The organism is Aeromonas sp. ASNIH2, from assembly GCF_002934795.1.
GTDB classification, from domain to species: domain Bacteria; phylum Pseudomonadota; class Gammaproteobacteria; order Enterobacterales; family Aeromonadaceae; genus Aeromonas; species Aeromonas caviae.
The window spans coordinates 3,056,877-3,072,500 of sequence record NZ_CP026406.1; the positions used below are offsets into that span (position 1 = coordinate 3,056,877).

The window sequence follows — 15,624 nt, forward strand, 5'->3', positions numbered from 1 at the left end:
CCTCCATTGCACGCCTGCTTTGTGGCGAAAGTGTGCCCCTTCACTACCTCTTTTGTAGCAGAGTGTGGCAAGGATCTGCCTGGGGGCGGTCTGGTCAGGGGAGCAAAAGGGAGAGAGCAAGAGAGGGGGTCGGCGGCGCCAGGGTTTCTCCCCGGGTCGGCGTGAGGGAAAGGGGAGCACCCGTGCTTTGGGGCTCCCCCGCAAGAGCCTCCATGTCAGGGCTTTCGGCCCTTGCCGCCCTTGCCGCCCTTGTTGCCCGCGAGGGCCTGCTTTCTGGCCTTCTGCTTCTGGGCGCCCTTGCTGGCGCGGCGCGGCTCGGGGTCGAAGCGGGTGAGATCCGGCTCAAAGCCCGGGAACCACTGCTGGGGTAGGCGGGCGTCGAGCACGGCTTCGACTTTTTCAAGCAGGGGCGCATCTTCGGGGCTGAACAGCGTGATGGCGAGCCCCTTGTTGCCGGCGCGGCCGGTGCGCCCGATGCGGTGCACGTAGTCCTCCGGCTGATGGGGGAACTCCAGATTGATCACATGGTTGAGATCGCTGATATCCAGCCCGCGAGCCGCCACGTCGGTCGCCACCAGCGCCTGCAGGGTGCCGGCGCGAAACTCCAGCAGCACCTTCTCCCGCGCGCTCTGGGACAGATCCCCGTGGAAGGCCAGCGCATTGATGCCCGCCTGGCCGAGTTGCTGGGCCAGCTTGTCGGCCCCCTGTCGGGTGCGGCTGAAGATCAGCGCCGGTGCCCAGCCCTTTACGGTCAGCATGTGTTCGACCAGCGCCACCTTGCGATCCCCATCCACCGCATAGACCCGCTGCTCCACCTCGGCCGCCGTGGTGTTGCGCGGTGCCACCTCGATCAGTTCGGGGTCGCGCAGCAAGACCTTGCTGAGCGCAAAGAGGTTGTCGTCGCAGGTGGCCGAAAACAGCAGGGTCTGGCGATCCGCCGGTATCTGTTTGAGCAGGGCGGTGATCTCGTCCATGAAGCCCATGTCGAGCATGCGATCGGCTTCGTCGAAGACCAGATACTCTAGCTGGCCCAGGCGCAGCGCCCCCTGGCGCAGATGGTCGAGCAACCGGCCCGGGGTGGCGATCAGCAGATCCACCCCGGCTTTCAGCGCCTCCACCTGGGCCGCTATGCTGACCCCGCCGTAGACCAGGGCGCTTGCAAGGCCTGTGCCCTGACCGTAGCGCTCGACGCTCTCGGCAACCTGCACCGCCAGCTCGCGGGTCGGCACCAGCACCAGGGCGCGGATGGGGCGAGGGGACGCCTCTTGCGGCTCCTGCATCAACAACTCCAGCAGTGGCAGCACGAAGGCGGCGGTCTTGCCGGTGCCGGTCTGGGCCCCCGCCAGCAGATCGCGGCCTGCCAGGATGGCCGGGATGGCGGCGGACTGGATCGGGGTCGGCGTGGCGTAGCCGAGTTCGCTCAGGGTTTGCTGCAAACGGGGAGAGAGCGCCAGGTCGGCAAAGGAGGCGTTGGACATAGGGGCACCAGTATGGGGTTATCGCGGCCAGGGGCCGAGACGGAAACGATCAGAGTGGCCGGCATGGTAACAGATACAGCGGCACGGGCAGAAGGCGGACCGGCGGGGCCGCAGGGTCAGATGCAGTGAAATACCTCTGTCAGCGCCTCGGCTGACTCTTCAGGCCGGGCTGGCTCAGTCAACCAGGGCGACGCTCCCGGCATCCAGGTGGTGCATCCACTCCCGCAGGATCAGCAGGGCGGCGGCGACGCGCCTCTCCCTCGGCAACTGGGCCGATGCCAGGGGATCCCCCTCCACCATGGCGGCCAGCTGGCCGAACAATCGCTCTATGTTCTCCCGGCTCTGCACCCGGTTGCCGAGCACCTCGGCCAGGGGCACCGGGCTTTGCAGCTGTACCAGGGGGTGAGGCGGAACATGGGCCGCGAGGGGCATCAGCACATCTTCCACCACCATGATGGCCTGCTCAAGCTCGAGGGGGGTCAGCAGATCCTCCGTTACCGGGATGGCCTGCTCCAGCTCCAGGGCGCTCGGCGGGTCCCGGCGAAACGGACCCGGGGTCAGGGCATCCAGCCCCAGGGCCAGCGAAAATGTCTGGCTGACGCCGTCCGCCCCGGTGATCTGCATTCGGCTCCGGGTTTCCCCCAGGCTCAGCAAAATGGTGTCGCGTTTCTCTACTGTCATGTGGTGCTCTCCTGTCGTCGAATGCCCATGGATACACCCGAGCGGTCCGGATTGGCGAGTCTTTTCCCCCCATTCGGGCATCAGGGGTTGCAAAGATCCCCTTGAGTGGCAATCTGGACGTCCAAACGTCTTTAAAGGAGCCCTGACATGGATATTCGTATCGTCCCCCGCGCCCTCGTGCTCGCTCTCTCTCTGGTGGGGGCGAGTGCCCTTGCCAACGAGGCTCTGGTGTTCCAGACCGACTTCGGTCTCAAGGATGGCGCCGTCTCGGCCATGAAGGGGGTCGCCTTCGGGGTGGACCGCACCCTGCCGCTCCATGACCTGACCCATGAGATCCCGGCCTACAACATCTGGGAAGCCTCCTACCGCCTCTATCAGACCCTGCAATACTGGCCCGCGGGTACCGTCTTCGTCAGCGTGGTGGACCCCGGTGTCGGCACCGAACGCAAGTCGGTGGTACTCAAGACCAGGAGCGGCCACTACATCGTCAGCCCGGACAACGGCACCCTGACCCTGGTGGCGGAGCACTTCGGCATCGAGGCGGTGCGCCAGATAGACGAGAAGACCAACCGCCTCAAGGGCTCCGAGAAGTCCTACACCTTCCACGGCCGCGACGTCTACGCCTACACCGGCGCGCGCCTCGCCTCCGGTGCCATCAGCTTCGAGCAGGTGGGGCCTCTGCTGCCCGCCGAGGTGGTGACCATCCCCTATCAGCCCGCGGTGGCCGAGCAAGACGGTACCCTCAAGGGCACCATTCCGATCCTGGACGTGCAGTACGGCAACGTCTGGACCAATATCGACGACAGCCTGCTGACCAAGGCGGGTATCCACAAGGGGGACAACGCCTGCATCAGGATCAGCGAAGGGGATGCGCTGAAATACGAGGGCAAGGCCCCCTACGTCAGCAGCTTTGGCGATGTGCCGGAGGGCCAGCCCCTGGTCTACCTCAACAGCCTGTTGCAGGTGTCGGTGGCGCTGAACATGGACAGCTTCGCCGCCAAACATCAGGTGCAATCCGGCGCCAACTGGCATATCAGCCTGAAGAAGTGCGGCTAGAGGCTGCCAGCTGTCAGCGGGTGCTATCCGGTACAAACGGGCATAGCAGTCTGAAGACGTGCGGCTAGATAGAGGGGAGAGCTTCTGTCGGCGATGTGTCTCTTGGGGCGGTGGGACTGGTGTCCACCGCCCCTTGTCGTTGGCGGTGGCGTCTTGCCGGGCCAGCCGGTTATCTCATCATTTGTCATCCTCGTTTAATAAAGCGCTGCCATGCTGTGGCCGGACGCCGTGATGACGCAATGATTGCGCCGAGATAACAAGGAAAAGCCGATGAGCCGTTTTGACGAGAAAGACAGTGCCAACCACCCCCGCGAGCAGGAGCCGGCATTCAACCGCCTCATCGAGGCGGGCCTGAGCCGCCGTGGCTTCCTCAAAGGGGTGGGCGCCGCCAGCATGGTGGCCTTCTTTGCCGCGAGCCCCGTGGCCCAGGCCGTGGCTGCCGCCACCCGGCCGCTGCTTGGCTTCCAGGCCGTGCCCGCCTCGGTGGCCGACACCATAGTGGTGCCGCCCGGCTACAAGGCCGAGGTGCTGATCGCCTGGGGAGATGCCCTCTTCCCCGATGCCCCCGCCTTTGCCCAGGGCAATGACGCCAAGGCCCAGGCCCGCCAGTTTGGCGACAACAACGACGGCATGAGCTTCTTCTCCCTGGGCCCGGATCGCGCCCTGCTCGCCGTCAACAACGAATACACCAACTACGAATACCTGTTTGCGGATGGCGGCAAGACCCTCAGTGCAGAGGCTGTCGCCAAGGCCCAGGCGGCCCACGGGATCTCCCTAGTGGAGCTGGTGCGCATCGGTGGCAAGTGGCAGGCCAACCCCAGGGGGGCCCTCAACCGCCGCATCACCGCCACGACCCCCATGACATTGAGCGGCCCGGCGGCGGGCCATGCCCTGCTCAAGACCCAGGCCGATCCCGAGGGGCGCACCGCCCTTGGCACCTTCAACAACTGCGCCAATGGCCAGACCCCTTGGGGCACCTACCTCACCTGCGAGGAGAACTTCAACGGCTACTTCGGCAGCGAGGGCAAGCCGGCGCTGGACCAGCGCGCCGCCCGCTACGGTCTGGCCGCCGAGGATGCGGGCTTTGGTTGGCACAAATTTGACGAGCGATTCGATCTCGCGAAGCATCCCCAGGAGCCGCACCGCTTCGGCTGGGTGGTGGAAATCGATCCCCGCGATCCCGCCTCCACCCCGAAGAAGCGCACCGCCCTTGGCCGCTTCAAGCATGAGAATGCGGCCTTCACCGTCAACCAGGATGGCCGCGCCGTGGTCTACCTCGGCGATGACGAGCGGGGGGAGCACATCTACCGCTTCGTCTCGAAGAACAAGGTGGCGCCGGGCAATGACCCCGCCAACCGGGATCTGCTGGACGAGGGCACCCTCTATGTGGCCCGCTTCGAGGCGAGGGAGGGGGAGCTCAAGGGCACCGGCCAGTGGCTGCCCCTGGTACACGGCGAGCATGGTCTGACCCGGGAGAACGGCTTCGCCGATCAGGGGGAGGTGCTCATCTTCGCCCGGGAAGCGGCGACCCGGCTCGGTGCCACCACCATGGACAGGCCCGAGTGGGTGGCCGTGCATCCCCACAGGGCCGAGGTCTACTGCACCCTAACCAACAACAAGAACCGCGGCCTCAAGGAGAACCAACCTCTCGATGGCGCCAACCCCAGGGCCGAGAACCCCTATGGCCAGATCATCCGCTGGCGCCCGATGGGGGACGATCACGGGAGCGACAGCTTCGAGTGGGATCTCTTCCTGCTGGCGGGCAACCCTGGCGTGCACAAGGAGGGGCTGATGGCGGGCAGTGCCAACATCCATCCGGACAACATGTTCAACAGCCCGGACGGCATCGGCTTCGACGAGGCGGGGCGGCTCTGGATCCAGACCGACGGCGACTACTCCAACGAGAAGCAGTTTGCCGGCATGGGCAACAACCAGATGCTGTGCGCCGATCCCGCGAGCGGCGAGGTGCGCCGCTTCCTGACCGGCCCTGTGGCCTGCGAAATAACGGGCCTCACCTTCACGCCTGACTGGCGCACTCTGTTCGTCGGGGTGCAGCACCCGGGTGAGGAGGGGGCGCCCTCCCATTTCCCGGACGGCGGCACCGCCATTCCCCGCTCCGCTGTGTTGCGGATCACCCGGGACGATGGCGGCATCATCGGCGCCTGATGGCCCGGGGTAACCGACTGGCCCGTGATGACAAAAGCCGCCTTCGGGCGCAATGCTGTTCACTTAAGCGGAGCCGCATTGCGATTTACCGGAAAACGGGTCTTTGATATCTTCACCGCCCTGGGTCTCGATGGCCTGGGGCGTTTTTCTATGAACATGACGCCTATGCAGCCCCGCAACTCCGCCAACCTCCGTGGCGTATGGGCTGGCGATAACGCGCCCGCCATCACTGCCATCTGGTTCGCGATGAACTGACAGGCAAACTTAAAGCTCACCTCATTGGGCGCTCGCTGATGGGCTACGGCGGCCTGGCTGGCCTCCCGCCTGACCAGATTGTATCCAAGCAGCAATCCCCACAGCTCCTGATAGACCAAGTCCACTTTCTTGCTTCTCAGCGTGATGGCGTTGTGCTGCATCGCGCTTTTGATATCCCGGTATCCCAGCTCGATTTCCCAGCGCTCGTGGTACAGGGTCGCCACCTGAGCTGCACTGAATCGCGCCACGGGCAGGGAGGTAAAGACCGTTTTCTCCTTGCCTGCCACCTCATAGGTCACTGCGCGAACTTGCCAGTGTGTCGGCAACGCCGGGTTTTTCTTGCTAGCCTGAGGCGAGACCGTCATTTGCAACAGACGGTCACCGTCGCCATAGCGCTCAAGTTCCGTGTATACCAGCCCCTTGCGTTCCGGGATGAGCCAGTGACGGTCGGTGTCTTCGGCCTGAATACGCAGCAACAGGTCGGCACCGAAGAAGCCTTTATCCAGCAGGGTCACTGACTTGTCCGGCAATGAGTGAATGAACTCGCTGGCCAGGGGGATTTCCCCTTTGCGGTACGGGCTGATGGCCGCGTTGGCAATGACATGCGAGCGGACATTCATGAGCGTGACCAACCGCAGCATCGGGTAGGGTGTCTGCCGGTTGGTTGAGGTGTTACCCGAGCCGAAATGTGCTCTGAGTTCAGGCATATCCTGGGTTCGGAACAGGGCCCCATCGATGGCAAAGACCTGTAAACCGTGCCAATGGTCTTCAGGATAACGTTCCCGCCCCCACACATCGGCGCACTGTTTGAACAGCCACTCGAGCGGCTGTTTGCCGAGTCGCTGACGGGCCTGAGACAGGGCACTGTCCGCGAGCAAGGCATCATTGGCCAACCCTTCTGCACAGATGTTGAGGCGCCGAGCGACCTCGGAGATGGGCTCATTGCGGAAAAAGGCCATCCCCACGACGAGCCACAAGACCATATCAGAAGGTAAGCGGCGTCGGCGGATAGTGGCCTTTTCAGACAAGGCGGCAGCGGCAGTAATCCATTCGTCGGGAATATGGTCGGCAAAAATGGCCAGCCGAGCCAGCATGTCGCCAGATGCCTCAACAACATCGTTCAAATCGTTTGCAATAGACATAAAAAATCCGGAACTAGTGATTGGTTCCGGATTGTCCTACAGCAGAAGGATCGGTCAATGGATCCTTAACTGATCAGCATTGCGCCTTCGGGCGGCTTTTTTTGTGGGTGTGGCGGGCGGGAGACAAAAAAAGACCGGGTACGGGACCCGGTCAAAGAACCCGCGCATTCAGGGAAGAAGTGCGGGCGTTCAGGCTTGGTGGCGGGGCCGGGCATCGGCCCCTGATCCGGTGTCGGGGTGAGTGGCGTCACCCCGGCGTCAATGCGGGCTATTCGCGCTCCAGTGCGTGGATGGGATCCAGCCTGGCGGCCCGGCGGGCCGGGGCGAAGCCGAATATTACCCCGATCAGGCTGGCGCAAAGGCAGGCCACCCCCATGGCGGCAAGGGAGTAGCTCATCCGGACGCCGCTGCTGAAGTGGTCGAACAGTTGGCCAAGCACCAGGGAGAGGGCGATGCCGAGCACGCCCCCCAGCAGGCAGATCAGCACGGCTTCAATGAGGAACTGCTGCTGGATGTCCCGGGTCCGGGCGCCGACCGCCATCCGCACCCCTATCTCCCGGGTGCGCTCGGTGACCGAGACCAGCATGATGTTCATCACCCCTATGCCCCCGACGATCAGGGAAATGAGGGCGATGAGGGCGATCAGCGTGGTCAGGGTGGCGCTGGTCTGGCTGATGGTCTGGCGGATGCTGTCGGTGTTGAGCAGGAAGAAGTCCTGGCTGCCGTGGCGCAGGGTGAGCAGGCGGCTGATGCCATCCTGGGCGGCGTCCAGGCTCACCTCGTCCCGCACCCGCACGCTGATGCTGCGCAGATGGCTCTGCCCCAGCAGGCGGCTCATGGCGGTGGTATGAGGGATCCAGACGTTGAGGGTCTCGTCGCTGCCAAAGCCGCTCTGGTTCTTGATGGCGACCCCGATCACCCGACAGGGCAGATCCCCCAGCAGGATCACCTGGCCCAGGGGGGACTGGGTCGGGGCGAACAGCTTGTCCCGGGTGTGCTCGTCGATCACCACCTCCTGGGCCAGGCTCTCCTCGCTCTGGCGATCAAAGCCCATGCCTTGGGCCAGGCGATAGCCCCTGACCTGGAAGAACTGGGCGCCGACGCCGTTGATGGTGCCGGAGACGGCGGTGTTGCCAAGACGCAGGGTGGCGCTGGTGCTGAGGCTGGGGGTGACGCTGTGCACGTAGTCCAGCCGGGCGATGGCCTCGGCGTCCCCGATCCGCAACGTCTGTATGGTGGCGGAGCGCATGTCCCCGAAGCCGCGGCCGGGGAACACCTCCAGGGTGCTGGTGCCCATGGCGTTGATGTTCTCCAGCACCCGCTCCCGGGAGCCCTGGCCGAGGGCCACCACGGTCACCACCGAGGCGATACCTATGATGATGCCGAGCATGGTGAGAAAGGTGCGCAGACGCTGGGCAACCATGGCCTTGAGGGCCATCTGCAGGGCATTCCCGAGCCCCGCCATCCGCGGGGTCTTCCCCCTGGCGGACGTCTTGGTGGCGGCCTGGGTCGCCTGGGGAAGGGCCTGTGGCTCGCGCGTGCGGCGATCGGCGATCACCCGGCCATCTTTCAGTTCGATGATCCGCTCGGCGTGGCGGGCGATGTCCATGTCGTGGGTGACGATCACCAGGGTGTGGCCCTGGCGATGCAGAGCTTGAAGGCTCGCCATCACCTCGGCGCCGCTCTGGCTGTCGAGGGCCCCGGTCGGCTCGTCGGCCAGGATCACCTCGCCGCCGTTGATGAGGGCCCGGGCGATGCTGACCCGCTGCTGCTGGCCGCCGGAGAGCTGGCTTGGCTTGTGTTCGAGCCGGCTGGCGAGGCCGAAGCGGGTCAGCAGGGCCTCGGCCCGCTGGCGTCGCTCGGCCGGATCCAGACCGGCGTAGAGGGCGGGCACTTCCACATTGGTGCGGGCATCGAGATCCGCCAGCAGGTGATAACGCTGGAAAATGAAGCCGAAGTGCTCCCGGCGCAGGGCGGCGAGCTCGTCCCGGCTGAGGGTGGCAGTATCGCGCCCGGCCACCAGATAGGCCCCCTCGCTCGGCTGATCCAGGCAGCCCAGCAGGTTCATCAGGGTGGATTTGCCGGAGCCCGAAGCGCCGACGATGGCCACCATCTCTCCACGGGCGATCGCCAGATCGATGCCATCGAGCACGGTGACGGTGCGCTCACCCTCTTTGAAGTGGCGGCGGATGCCCCGCAGTTGCAACAAGGTGCCCATGGTCACATCCCCATGGGGGGCGGCATGCCCCCGGCGGCGTTGCTCTGGCCTGCGTTCACTTCGCTGACGATGACCCGCTCACCGGTGCTCAGGCCCGACAGGATCTGGGCATCCACCTTGTTGTTCAGGCCGACCTTGACCCGGCGCAGGCTGATCCGGCCTCCGTCGTCGATCACCCTGACCTGATCCCCCTGCAGGGCGATGGCCGGGATCACCAGCGCATCTTTGAGCCGGGCGACCACCAGATAGACCTGGGCCGTCATGCTGATCCTGAGCTGACCATCCTGGTTGGGCACCTCGAACAGGCCGTGATAATAGATGGCGCTGCTGTCGCTGCTGCTGGTGGTGTCGTCGTCATTGATGGTGTCGGGGGCGGGCTCGATGGCCCGCAGGGATCCCTCGAAGCGGCGCTGGCTGTTGCCAAGAATGGTGAAATAGACCGGCATGCCGACCCGGACGTTGATGACGTCGGCCTCGGAGATCCTGGCCTCCACCGTCATGGTGTCGAGCTGGGCAATCTTGAGCAGGGTAGGGGTGCTCTGGCTGGCGTTGAGGGTCTGCCCCTCCTCCACCGGCATGGCCACCACGGTACCGGAGAGGGGGGCCAGGATCCGGGTATACCCCAGGTTGACCCGGGCTGTGTCCACCGCGATCTCGGCCTGCACCCGCTGGGCGTTGAGGGCCCGGATATCGGCCAGGGTCTCGTCCAGGGTCGCCTTGGCGCTGTCATGGTCGGCCGTGCTGCCAAGACCTCTTGCGACGATCTGCCGCTGGCGCTGGTATGCCAGGCGGGCATTGCGAAGGGTGGCCTCTTTGGAATCCAGCTGGGCCTGGAGGTTGTCGCGCTGGGCCAGGGCATCCTTGAGGGCGTTCTGCTGGGGCAGATCGTCGATCTCGACCAGCAGATCCCCCTGTTTGACCTCCTGCCCCAGAGTCACGTGCAGTTTCTTGATCTGGCCCGATACCTGGGCGCCCACGCTCACCTGCTTGCGCGCCTTCAGGGTGCCGTCCGCCATGATGAGCTGCTCCAGATCCCGGGTCTCGGTACTGGCGGTGATGTAGTCGCTGGCGGGTGCCTTGGCTTGGGGGCGCCAGGCCAGCAACAGGGCGAGGGCGCACAGAGGCAGCAGCCAAAAGAGACGAGGGGAGAACGTGGGCATGACAACCTGTATCCTGAATGACGATCACGGCGGCACTCTACCCCAGAGCCGGGTTAAGGCTCTTTGCGCCAAGCGTAAGGGTTTCGTAAAAATGGCTGCCAAGGGCGGAGCAAGCGGCGAAAATGGCCACCGACAAGGGAGACCCTATATGAAGATCCTGCTGGTGGATGACGACGCCGAACTGGGCGTCATGTTGAGTGAATACCTGGGAGGGGAGGGGTTCGAGACCACCCAGGTGCTGACCGGAGGGGAAGGGGTGCACCATGCCCTCTCCGGCCGTTACAGCGCCCTGCTGCTGGATGTGATGCTGCCCGATCTGGGGGGGACTGAGGTGCTGCGCCAGGTGCGCCAGCGCAGTCGCCTGCCGATCATCATGCTGACCGCCAAGGGGGACAACGTGGATCGGGTGGTGGGGCTGGAGATGGGGGCCGATGACTATGTGCCCAAACCCTGCTACCCCAGGGAGCTGGTGGCCCGGCTGCGGGCCGTTCTGCGGCGGGTCAACGAGGGGGGGAGCGCAACCCCCTCGCCGGATGCCCTCATCCTGGGGGATCTGACGGTCACGCCGGCCAACCGGGTCTGTCTCTGGCAGGGGGAGCCGCTGGAGCTGACCGCCACCGAGTTCAACATGCTGGTGTTGCTGGTGCGAGCACCGGAGCAGGTGGTTACCAAGGACATCCTCTCCCTGCAAGGGGTGGGGCGCCCGCGGGAGGCCTATGATCGCAGCGTCGATGTGCACATCTGCAACCTGAGGCAGAAGCTGCAACAGAAGGCGGGGGAGGCCGTCACCATAGAGACGGTGCGCAGCATAGGGTACAAGATACGGTGATCCTCAAGGGACGTTTGTTCTGGAAGATTCTGCTGGGGTTCTGGCTGGCCATAGTGCTGGTCAGTCAACTGCTCTGGCTCGGTTTTCGTGCCGAGCGTGACCCCCCGGAAGAGCACCTGGCCCAGCAGTTGGCGAGCCAGCATCTGGAGATGGCGGCAGCCGTGCTGGCAAAGGGGGGAATCGAGGCTGCGACGGCATTGAGCCAGGCCATGTCGCCGCCGTTGCTGCAGATAACACTCCTCGATGTCTCCGATGCGCCTCCCCGGCCAGCGCCCCGGGCATCCAGGTTGATAGCCTCCGGGGAACCTGGCCCGGGCAGCGTGCTGACACGCACCGTGATTGCCAGCGACGGGCAGACCTATCTGCTGCAGACCAGAGCGGACCCGCGCGTTCTCCCCGGCGGGCCTGCTCCCGGTCCCCTCTCCTGGCTCAACATTCCCCCGCCCATGCTCTGGATTGGCGGCCTGGGGGGACTCTTGTTCAGCATTCTGTTCGCCTGGCACCTGACCCGGCCCATGAACGCCCTGCGGCGCAGCTTCGATCGGGTAGCCAGGGGGGATTTGGGGGTCAGACTCTGGCCCGCTCTGCGCTGGCGCCGGGACGAGCTGACGGAGGTGGCGAAGGAGTTCGATCTCATGGTGGAGCGGTTGCAGCAGTTGGTCGAGGGGCGCGAGCAACTGCTTCACGACGTCTCCCACGAACTGCGATCCCCCCTGGCCCGCATCCAGATGGCCATCGGCCTGGCGGAGCAGCGCCCGGAGAAGGCAAGCGACGCCCTGGCGCGGATCCGGCTCGAGACGGAGCGGATGGACAGGATGATAGGGGAGCTGCTGACCCTCTCCCGTGCCGAGCAGGGCCACGGGCTTGAGCAGAGCCACTACGACCTGCTGGCGCTGGTGGAGACCGTCGTCCAGGATGCCAAGTTCGAAGCCCAGCAATCCGGAGTCGAGATAGCGCTCGAGGAGGCGCTGGGGGAGGGTTGTCTCCTGCTGGGGCATGCCGAGCTGATGCGCCGCGCCGTGGAGAACGTGGTGCGCAACGCCCTGCGTTTCTCGCAGTCGGGCCAGATGGTGAGTGTTCGCTTGCTGCGCCTGGGCCAGGAGGTGCAGCTCTCCATCGCCGATCGGGGGCCCGGGGTGGAGGAGGGGAAGCTGGCGGGGATCTTCGACCCCTTCGTGCGCATCGGCTCACCCCGCATGGGCAAGGGCTACGGGCTCGGGCTCGCCATCGCCCGCAAGGCGGTGATTCTGCAGGGGGGCACCATCCAGGCGCGCAATCGCGCACAGGGGGGTCTGAGAGTGACCATGACGCTGCCCCTGCATGACCCGTCCTGAGGTACGCGGCTCAGACCCGAGTGGGGTAAAACCCCTGTAATGAAAGAGGGGGCCAAGGCCCCCTGCTCGTATCTGTTCCTCCGTGCGATTCAGCGCAGCGCCGCTGGCGGCGGCACCTCGGTGTAGCGCCCGTCTATTTCTCGCAGGTAGTAGTGACCCTCCCTGACGTAATAGCGGCGGCCATCCAGATCAAGAGGGATGAGCCCTGTCTCTGCCACCACCAGGACCTGAGAAGGCGGGGAGACCACCACATAGTGGTTCTCCTGCCGGCGGTAGAAAATGCCGTCGAGCACATAGTAGGTGAGCCCGGCCAGCAGCAGGGTTTCCACCCCTCCCGGCAGCCTGTCGACGCGGTGGCCGAAGCCAGGACCAGCCCCATGGCCGTACTGCGGGGCAGGGCTCTCCCATCCGCCCGGTCTGCCCATGTTCCCCGGACCCGCCATGGCGGGCAGGGCGATAGCCATGGCAAGCAGCCAGAGTGAAGAGCGGTGCAGACTCATCTCACTGCCCTTTGAGCGGCGCACCGGCGGGCTGGGGTTTGAGTGGCTGGGGCGGCAGTTCGCGCACGCTGACCGTGACCTCGTAGCGGGTATCCGGCTTGGCGGCATCAATGTTTTTGGACAGCGCCTGGACCAGGGCCTGGGGATCCGCACCCTGCTTGCTGGCGTGATAGAGCACGGAGGGGGGCGGTGTCATGGGACCTCCCTGGCGGGCGCCCATCGGGGGCGGCATCTCGCCTGCATGAAGGAGCGTGGTGCCCAGCAGCAGGGCAAGGGCGACAGGATAGCGTGACATGATGATGACTCCATTGATGGGAACGCCCCCATCAAACGCGACGCGTGCGCCCGGCTCAACCACCTTTACACCCTCTTTTCGCCCTCTTTACAGTTGTGACAACGGGCGCCGTGGCGCCCGTTGTGTGTCGTGAACCGCTCACCGGATCAAAACTCGTTGGAGAGCGCCTTGTAACCCCTGACCAGGTCGATGTTGGTGTGAGCCACATCCTCGGAGAACTCGGTGGCGTCCACGGTGACGCGCGGGATCTGCGCCAGATCGCTCTGCTGGTTGATGCGGGTGGTGGAGGGGACATAGAAGCCGGGGGGAATATCGCAGCCATCGACCACGGAGTTGTGGCGCACCACGGACCCTTCGCCGATGTGGCAGTTGAACAGCACGCTGTTGAAGCCGATGAAGACCCGGTTACCCACTTCGCAGGGCCCGTGGACGATGCTGCGGTGGGCGATGGAGCTGAACTCGCCGATGGTGACGGCAGCGCCGGATTTGGAGTGGATGACGACGCCATCCTGAATGTTGGAGTTGGCGCCGATGACGATGGGTTCCATGTCACCGCTCTCGTCCACTTCGTCTGCGCGGATCACGGCATAGGGGCCGACAAACACGTTCTCCTTGATGATCACCTTGCCACAGATGATGGCGGTCTTGTCGATATAGGCGGATTCGTCGATAACGGGCAGGTGACCTGAGGGATTCTTGCGGATCATGTTACGTCCTGTTGCTGATGAAATCGGGGAAACGTGGCGCGTCATGAAGGCCCGCCGGAGAGCCAGCTTACGCCTCTGATCCGGCAGGGGAAACCTTTTACTGGTCTGACCCACAGTGAGTAAGGCCATTTTGAGCGATTGTTCTTTGACTCCCTGTTATGGGAGCATGAGGGCGCAAAATGGGGCGCCACCGGGTGCAAAGAGATGAGGGGGAACGAGAGATGAAGCAGGTCATGGTATGGCTGGTGGGGTCGCTGTTGTGGATCTCCGCCGCCCAGGGCAAAGGCTATGCGGGGGAGTTTGACTATTACGCCATGGCACTCTCCTGGTCGCCCGAGCATTGCGCCATCAAGCCAGGGGATCGGGAGCAGTGTGCCCGCAAGCTGGGGTTCGTGCTGCATGGGCTCTGGCCCCAGTATCAGCGCGGCTACCCCGCCAGCTGCACCCGCGAGCGGCTGGATGCGGACATGGAGCAGCAGTTTGCCGGGCTCTACCCCAGCCGCTTCCTCTATCGCCATGAATGGGAGAAGCACGGCACCTGTTCCGGTCTGAGCCAGGAGGCATTTCACCAATTGGCCAGCGATCTGCGCCAGAAGGTGAAGATCCCGGCCGCCTATCAATCGCCGGAAGAGCCGCTGCGCAAAAACAGCTTCCAGCTCAAGGCCGATCTGGCGAGCGCCAACGAGTGGCTGGCCCCCGATAACATCACGGTGGCCTGCGCTGATGGGGGCCGTTTCCTGCGGGAGATCTACATCTGCATCAACAAGCAGGGGACGGATGCCGTTCCCTGCTCCGACGAGATGCAGAAGCGGGAGCGCCGCTCCTGTGGCCAGCCGGACTTCCTGCTGCGCAGCGTGCGTTGACACTTCACGTTCGGCCCTTCGCGAGCCGATGTGCCATGAACCTCAAGGAGCCTGATGGATGAAAGCCAAGACAGGATGTCTGGCCGGGAACTGGACAGGCGATATCGCCAGACGACATGTCAGCACGTCAGGTGCGCTATGCCGACTCAACCCGCCTCTGGCGCACAATCAGACTGACCATCAGAAACAGGAAACCGTCATATGACGCTCTTTGCCGAACTGGGGATGCGCTATCCCGTCATTCAGGCCCCCATGGCGGGCGTGCAGAACAGCGCCCTGGCGATGGCGGCGACCAGTGCGGGGGCACTGGGCTCCCTGCCTGCCGCCATGCTGAGTGGTGCCGAGCTGCGCCAGGAGCTGAGCCGCCTCGCCGCCAGCGGGCCGGGCCCATACAACATCAACTTCTTTTGCCATCGGCAGCACGAGCCGGAACCGGCTGCGGAGCAGCGCTGGCGCCAGGTACTGTCACCCTATTACACCGAGTTCGGGGTGGATGCCGCGGCGCCGTCGCGAGCCCCCTCTCGGGCCCCCTTCAATGACGAGCATTCGGCCCTGCTTGCAGAGTTCAGACCTGCCGTAGTCAGTTTCCACTTCGGCTTGCCCGAGCCCGAATTGCTTGCCCAGGTAAAAGCCACAGGCGCAAAAGTGTTTGCCAGCGCCACCACGGTGGCAGAAGCGCAGTGGCTTGCTGACCACGGAGCCGATGCCGTCATCGCCCAGGGGCTGGAGGCGGGTGGCCATCGCGGTCACTTCCTGAGTGAGGATCTCAGCTTGCAGCAGGGCACCTTTACCCTTCTGCCACAGGTAGTGGCGGCAGTAGCGATCCCGGTCATCGCCGCCGGGGGCATAGTCGACGGCAAGGGGATCAAGGCTGCCTTGGCACTGGGGGCCAGCGCAGTCCAGGTGGGAACGGCGTTCCTCTGCTGCCACGAGGCGACGA

The 15,624-nt window shown here is 64.7% G+C and carries 14 protein-coding genes (1 of these 14 cut by a window edge); 6 read left to right on the forward strand and 8 right to left on the reverse strand.

Going from position 1 to position 15,624, the window contains the following annotated elements:
• Nucleotides 1-215 precede the first annotated feature (215 nt).
• Both C3F36_RS14580 and C3F36_RS14585 read right to left on the reverse strand, forming a co-directional pair.
• Complete coding sequence (locus tag C3F36_RS14580; protein WP_104455306.1) at nucleotides 216-1,478, reverse strand: DEAD/DEAH box helicase; 1,263 nt, start codon at nucleotides 1,476-1,478, stop codon at nucleotides 216-218.
• 174 nt (nucleotides 1,479-1,652) lie between these two features.
• A complete protein-coding gene (locus tag C3F36_RS14585) occupies nucleotides 1,653-2,159 on the reverse strand; it encodes a hypothetical protein (RefSeq protein ID WP_104455307.1) in 507 nt (168 codons plus the stop codon).
• Nucleotides 2,160-2,306: 147 nt separating this feature from the next.
• Between C3F36_RS14585 and C3F36_RS14590 the strand changes: the two genes are divergently transcribed.
• Together C3F36_RS14590 and C3F36_RS14595 are read left to right on the forward strand one after the other, a co-directional pair.
• Nucleotides 2,307-3,215, forward strand: a complete 909-nt coding sequence (locus C3F36_RS14590) for an SAM hydrolase/SAM-dependent halogenase family protein (RefSeq protein WP_039041304.1) — start codon at nucleotides 2,307-2,309, stop codon at nucleotides 3,213-3,215.
• Nucleotides 3,216-3,485: 270 nt separating this feature from the next.
• Nucleotides 3,486-5,381: a PhoX family protein gene (locus tag C3F36_RS14595; RefSeq protein ID WP_104455308.1), complete on the forward strand. Its 1,896-nt coding sequence runs from the start codon at nucleotides 3,486-3,488 to the stop codon at nucleotides 5,379-5,381.
• Nucleotides 5,382-5,440: 59 nt separating this feature from the next.
• On the opposite strand, the gene C3F36_RS14600 is transcribed toward C3F36_RS14595, so the two are convergent.
• The 3 genes from C3F36_RS14600 to C3F36_RS14610 all read right to left on the reverse strand — a co-directional run bounded on the left by C3F36_RS14600 (nucleotide 5,441) and on the right by C3F36_RS14610 (nucleotide 10,156).
• Nucleotides 5,441-6,778 (reverse strand): IS4-like element ISAeme15 family transposase, encoded by a 1,338-nt coding sequence (locus C3F36_RS14600; protein WP_041205620.1) that lies wholly within the window; start codon nucleotides 6,776-6,778, stop codon nucleotides 5,441-5,443.
• Between the two features lie 268 nt (nucleotides 6,779-7,046).
• Nucleotides 7,047-8,996: a MacB family efflux pump subunit gene (locus tag C3F36_RS14605; protein ID WP_104455309.1), complete on the reverse strand. Its 1,950-nt coding sequence runs from the start codon at nucleotides 8,994-8,996 to the stop codon at nucleotides 7,047-7,049.
• A gap of 2 nt (nucleotides 8,997-8,998) precedes the next feature.
• The gene (locus C3F36_RS14610) at nucleotides 8,999-10,156 is read right to left on the reverse strand and encodes an efflux RND transporter periplasmic adaptor subunit (protein ID WP_104455310.1); all 1,158 of its coding nucleotides are present in this window, start codon (nucleotides 10,154-10,156) and stop codon (nucleotides 8,999-9,001) included.
• Between the two features lie 148 nt (nucleotides 10,157-10,304).
• Between C3F36_RS14610 and C3F36_RS14615 the strand changes: the two genes are divergently transcribed.
• Nucleotides 10,305-10,985 carry a response regulator transcription factor gene (locus C3F36_RS14615; protein ID WP_104455311.1) on the forward strand — a complete coding sequence of 227 codons (681 nt, stop codon included), beginning with the start codon at nucleotides 10,305-10,307 and terminating at the stop codon, nucleotides 10,983-10,985.
• 14 nt (nucleotides 10,986-10,999) lie between these two features.
• Complete coding sequence (locus C3F36_RS14620) at nucleotides 11,000-12,319, forward strand: HAMP domain-containing sensor histidine kinase (RefSeq protein ID WP_233759658.1); 1,320 nt, start codon at nucleotides 11,000-11,002, stop codon at nucleotides 12,317-12,319.
• 89 nt (nucleotides 12,320-12,408) lie between these two features.
• On the opposite strand, the gene C3F36_RS14625 is transcribed toward C3F36_RS14620, so the two are convergent.
• The 3 genes from C3F36_RS14625 to C3F36_RS14635 all read right to left on the reverse strand — a co-directional run bounded on the left by C3F36_RS14625 (nucleotide 12,409) and on the right by C3F36_RS14635 (nucleotide 13,821).
• The gene (locus C3F36_RS14625; protein ID WP_104455313.1) at nucleotides 12,409-12,819 is read right to left on the reverse strand and encodes a DUF6515 family protein; all 411 of its coding nucleotides are present in this window, start codon (nucleotides 12,817-12,819) and stop codon (nucleotides 12,409-12,411) included.
• 1 nt (nucleotide 12,820) lies between these two features.
• Nucleotides 12,821-13,114, reverse strand: a complete 294-nt coding sequence (locus C3F36_RS14630; RefSeq protein WP_042877801.1) for a hypothetical protein — start codon at nucleotides 13,112-13,114, stop codon at nucleotides 12,821-12,823.
• Nucleotides 13,115-13,260: 146 nt separating this feature from the next.
• Nucleotides 13,261-13,821, reverse strand: a complete 561-nt coding sequence (locus C3F36_RS14635) for a gamma carbonic anhydrase family protein (protein ID WP_010672952.1) — start codon at nucleotides 13,819-13,821, stop codon at nucleotides 13,261-13,263.
• A gap of 221 nt (nucleotides 13,822-14,042) precedes the next feature.
• Here C3F36_RS14635 and C3F36_RS14640 point away from each other — a divergent pair, with 221 nt between their 5' ends.
• Nucleotides 14,043-14,684, forward strand: a complete 642-nt coding sequence (locus tag C3F36_RS14640) for a ribonuclease T2 family protein (RefSeq protein WP_104455314.1) — start codon at nucleotides 14,043-14,045, stop codon at nucleotides 14,682-14,684.
• Nucleotides 14,685-14,885: 201 nt separating this feature from the next.
• A protein-coding gene (locus C3F36_RS14645; protein ID WP_104455315.1) for an NAD(P)H-dependent flavin oxidoreductase crosses the window boundary here: on the forward strand, nucleotides 14,886-15,624 show its 5' portion. The gene runs 308 nt beyond the window's last position; only the first 739 of its 1,047 coding nucleotides appear in the window; the start codon lies at nucleotides 14,886-14,888; its stop codon lies off the right edge, out of view.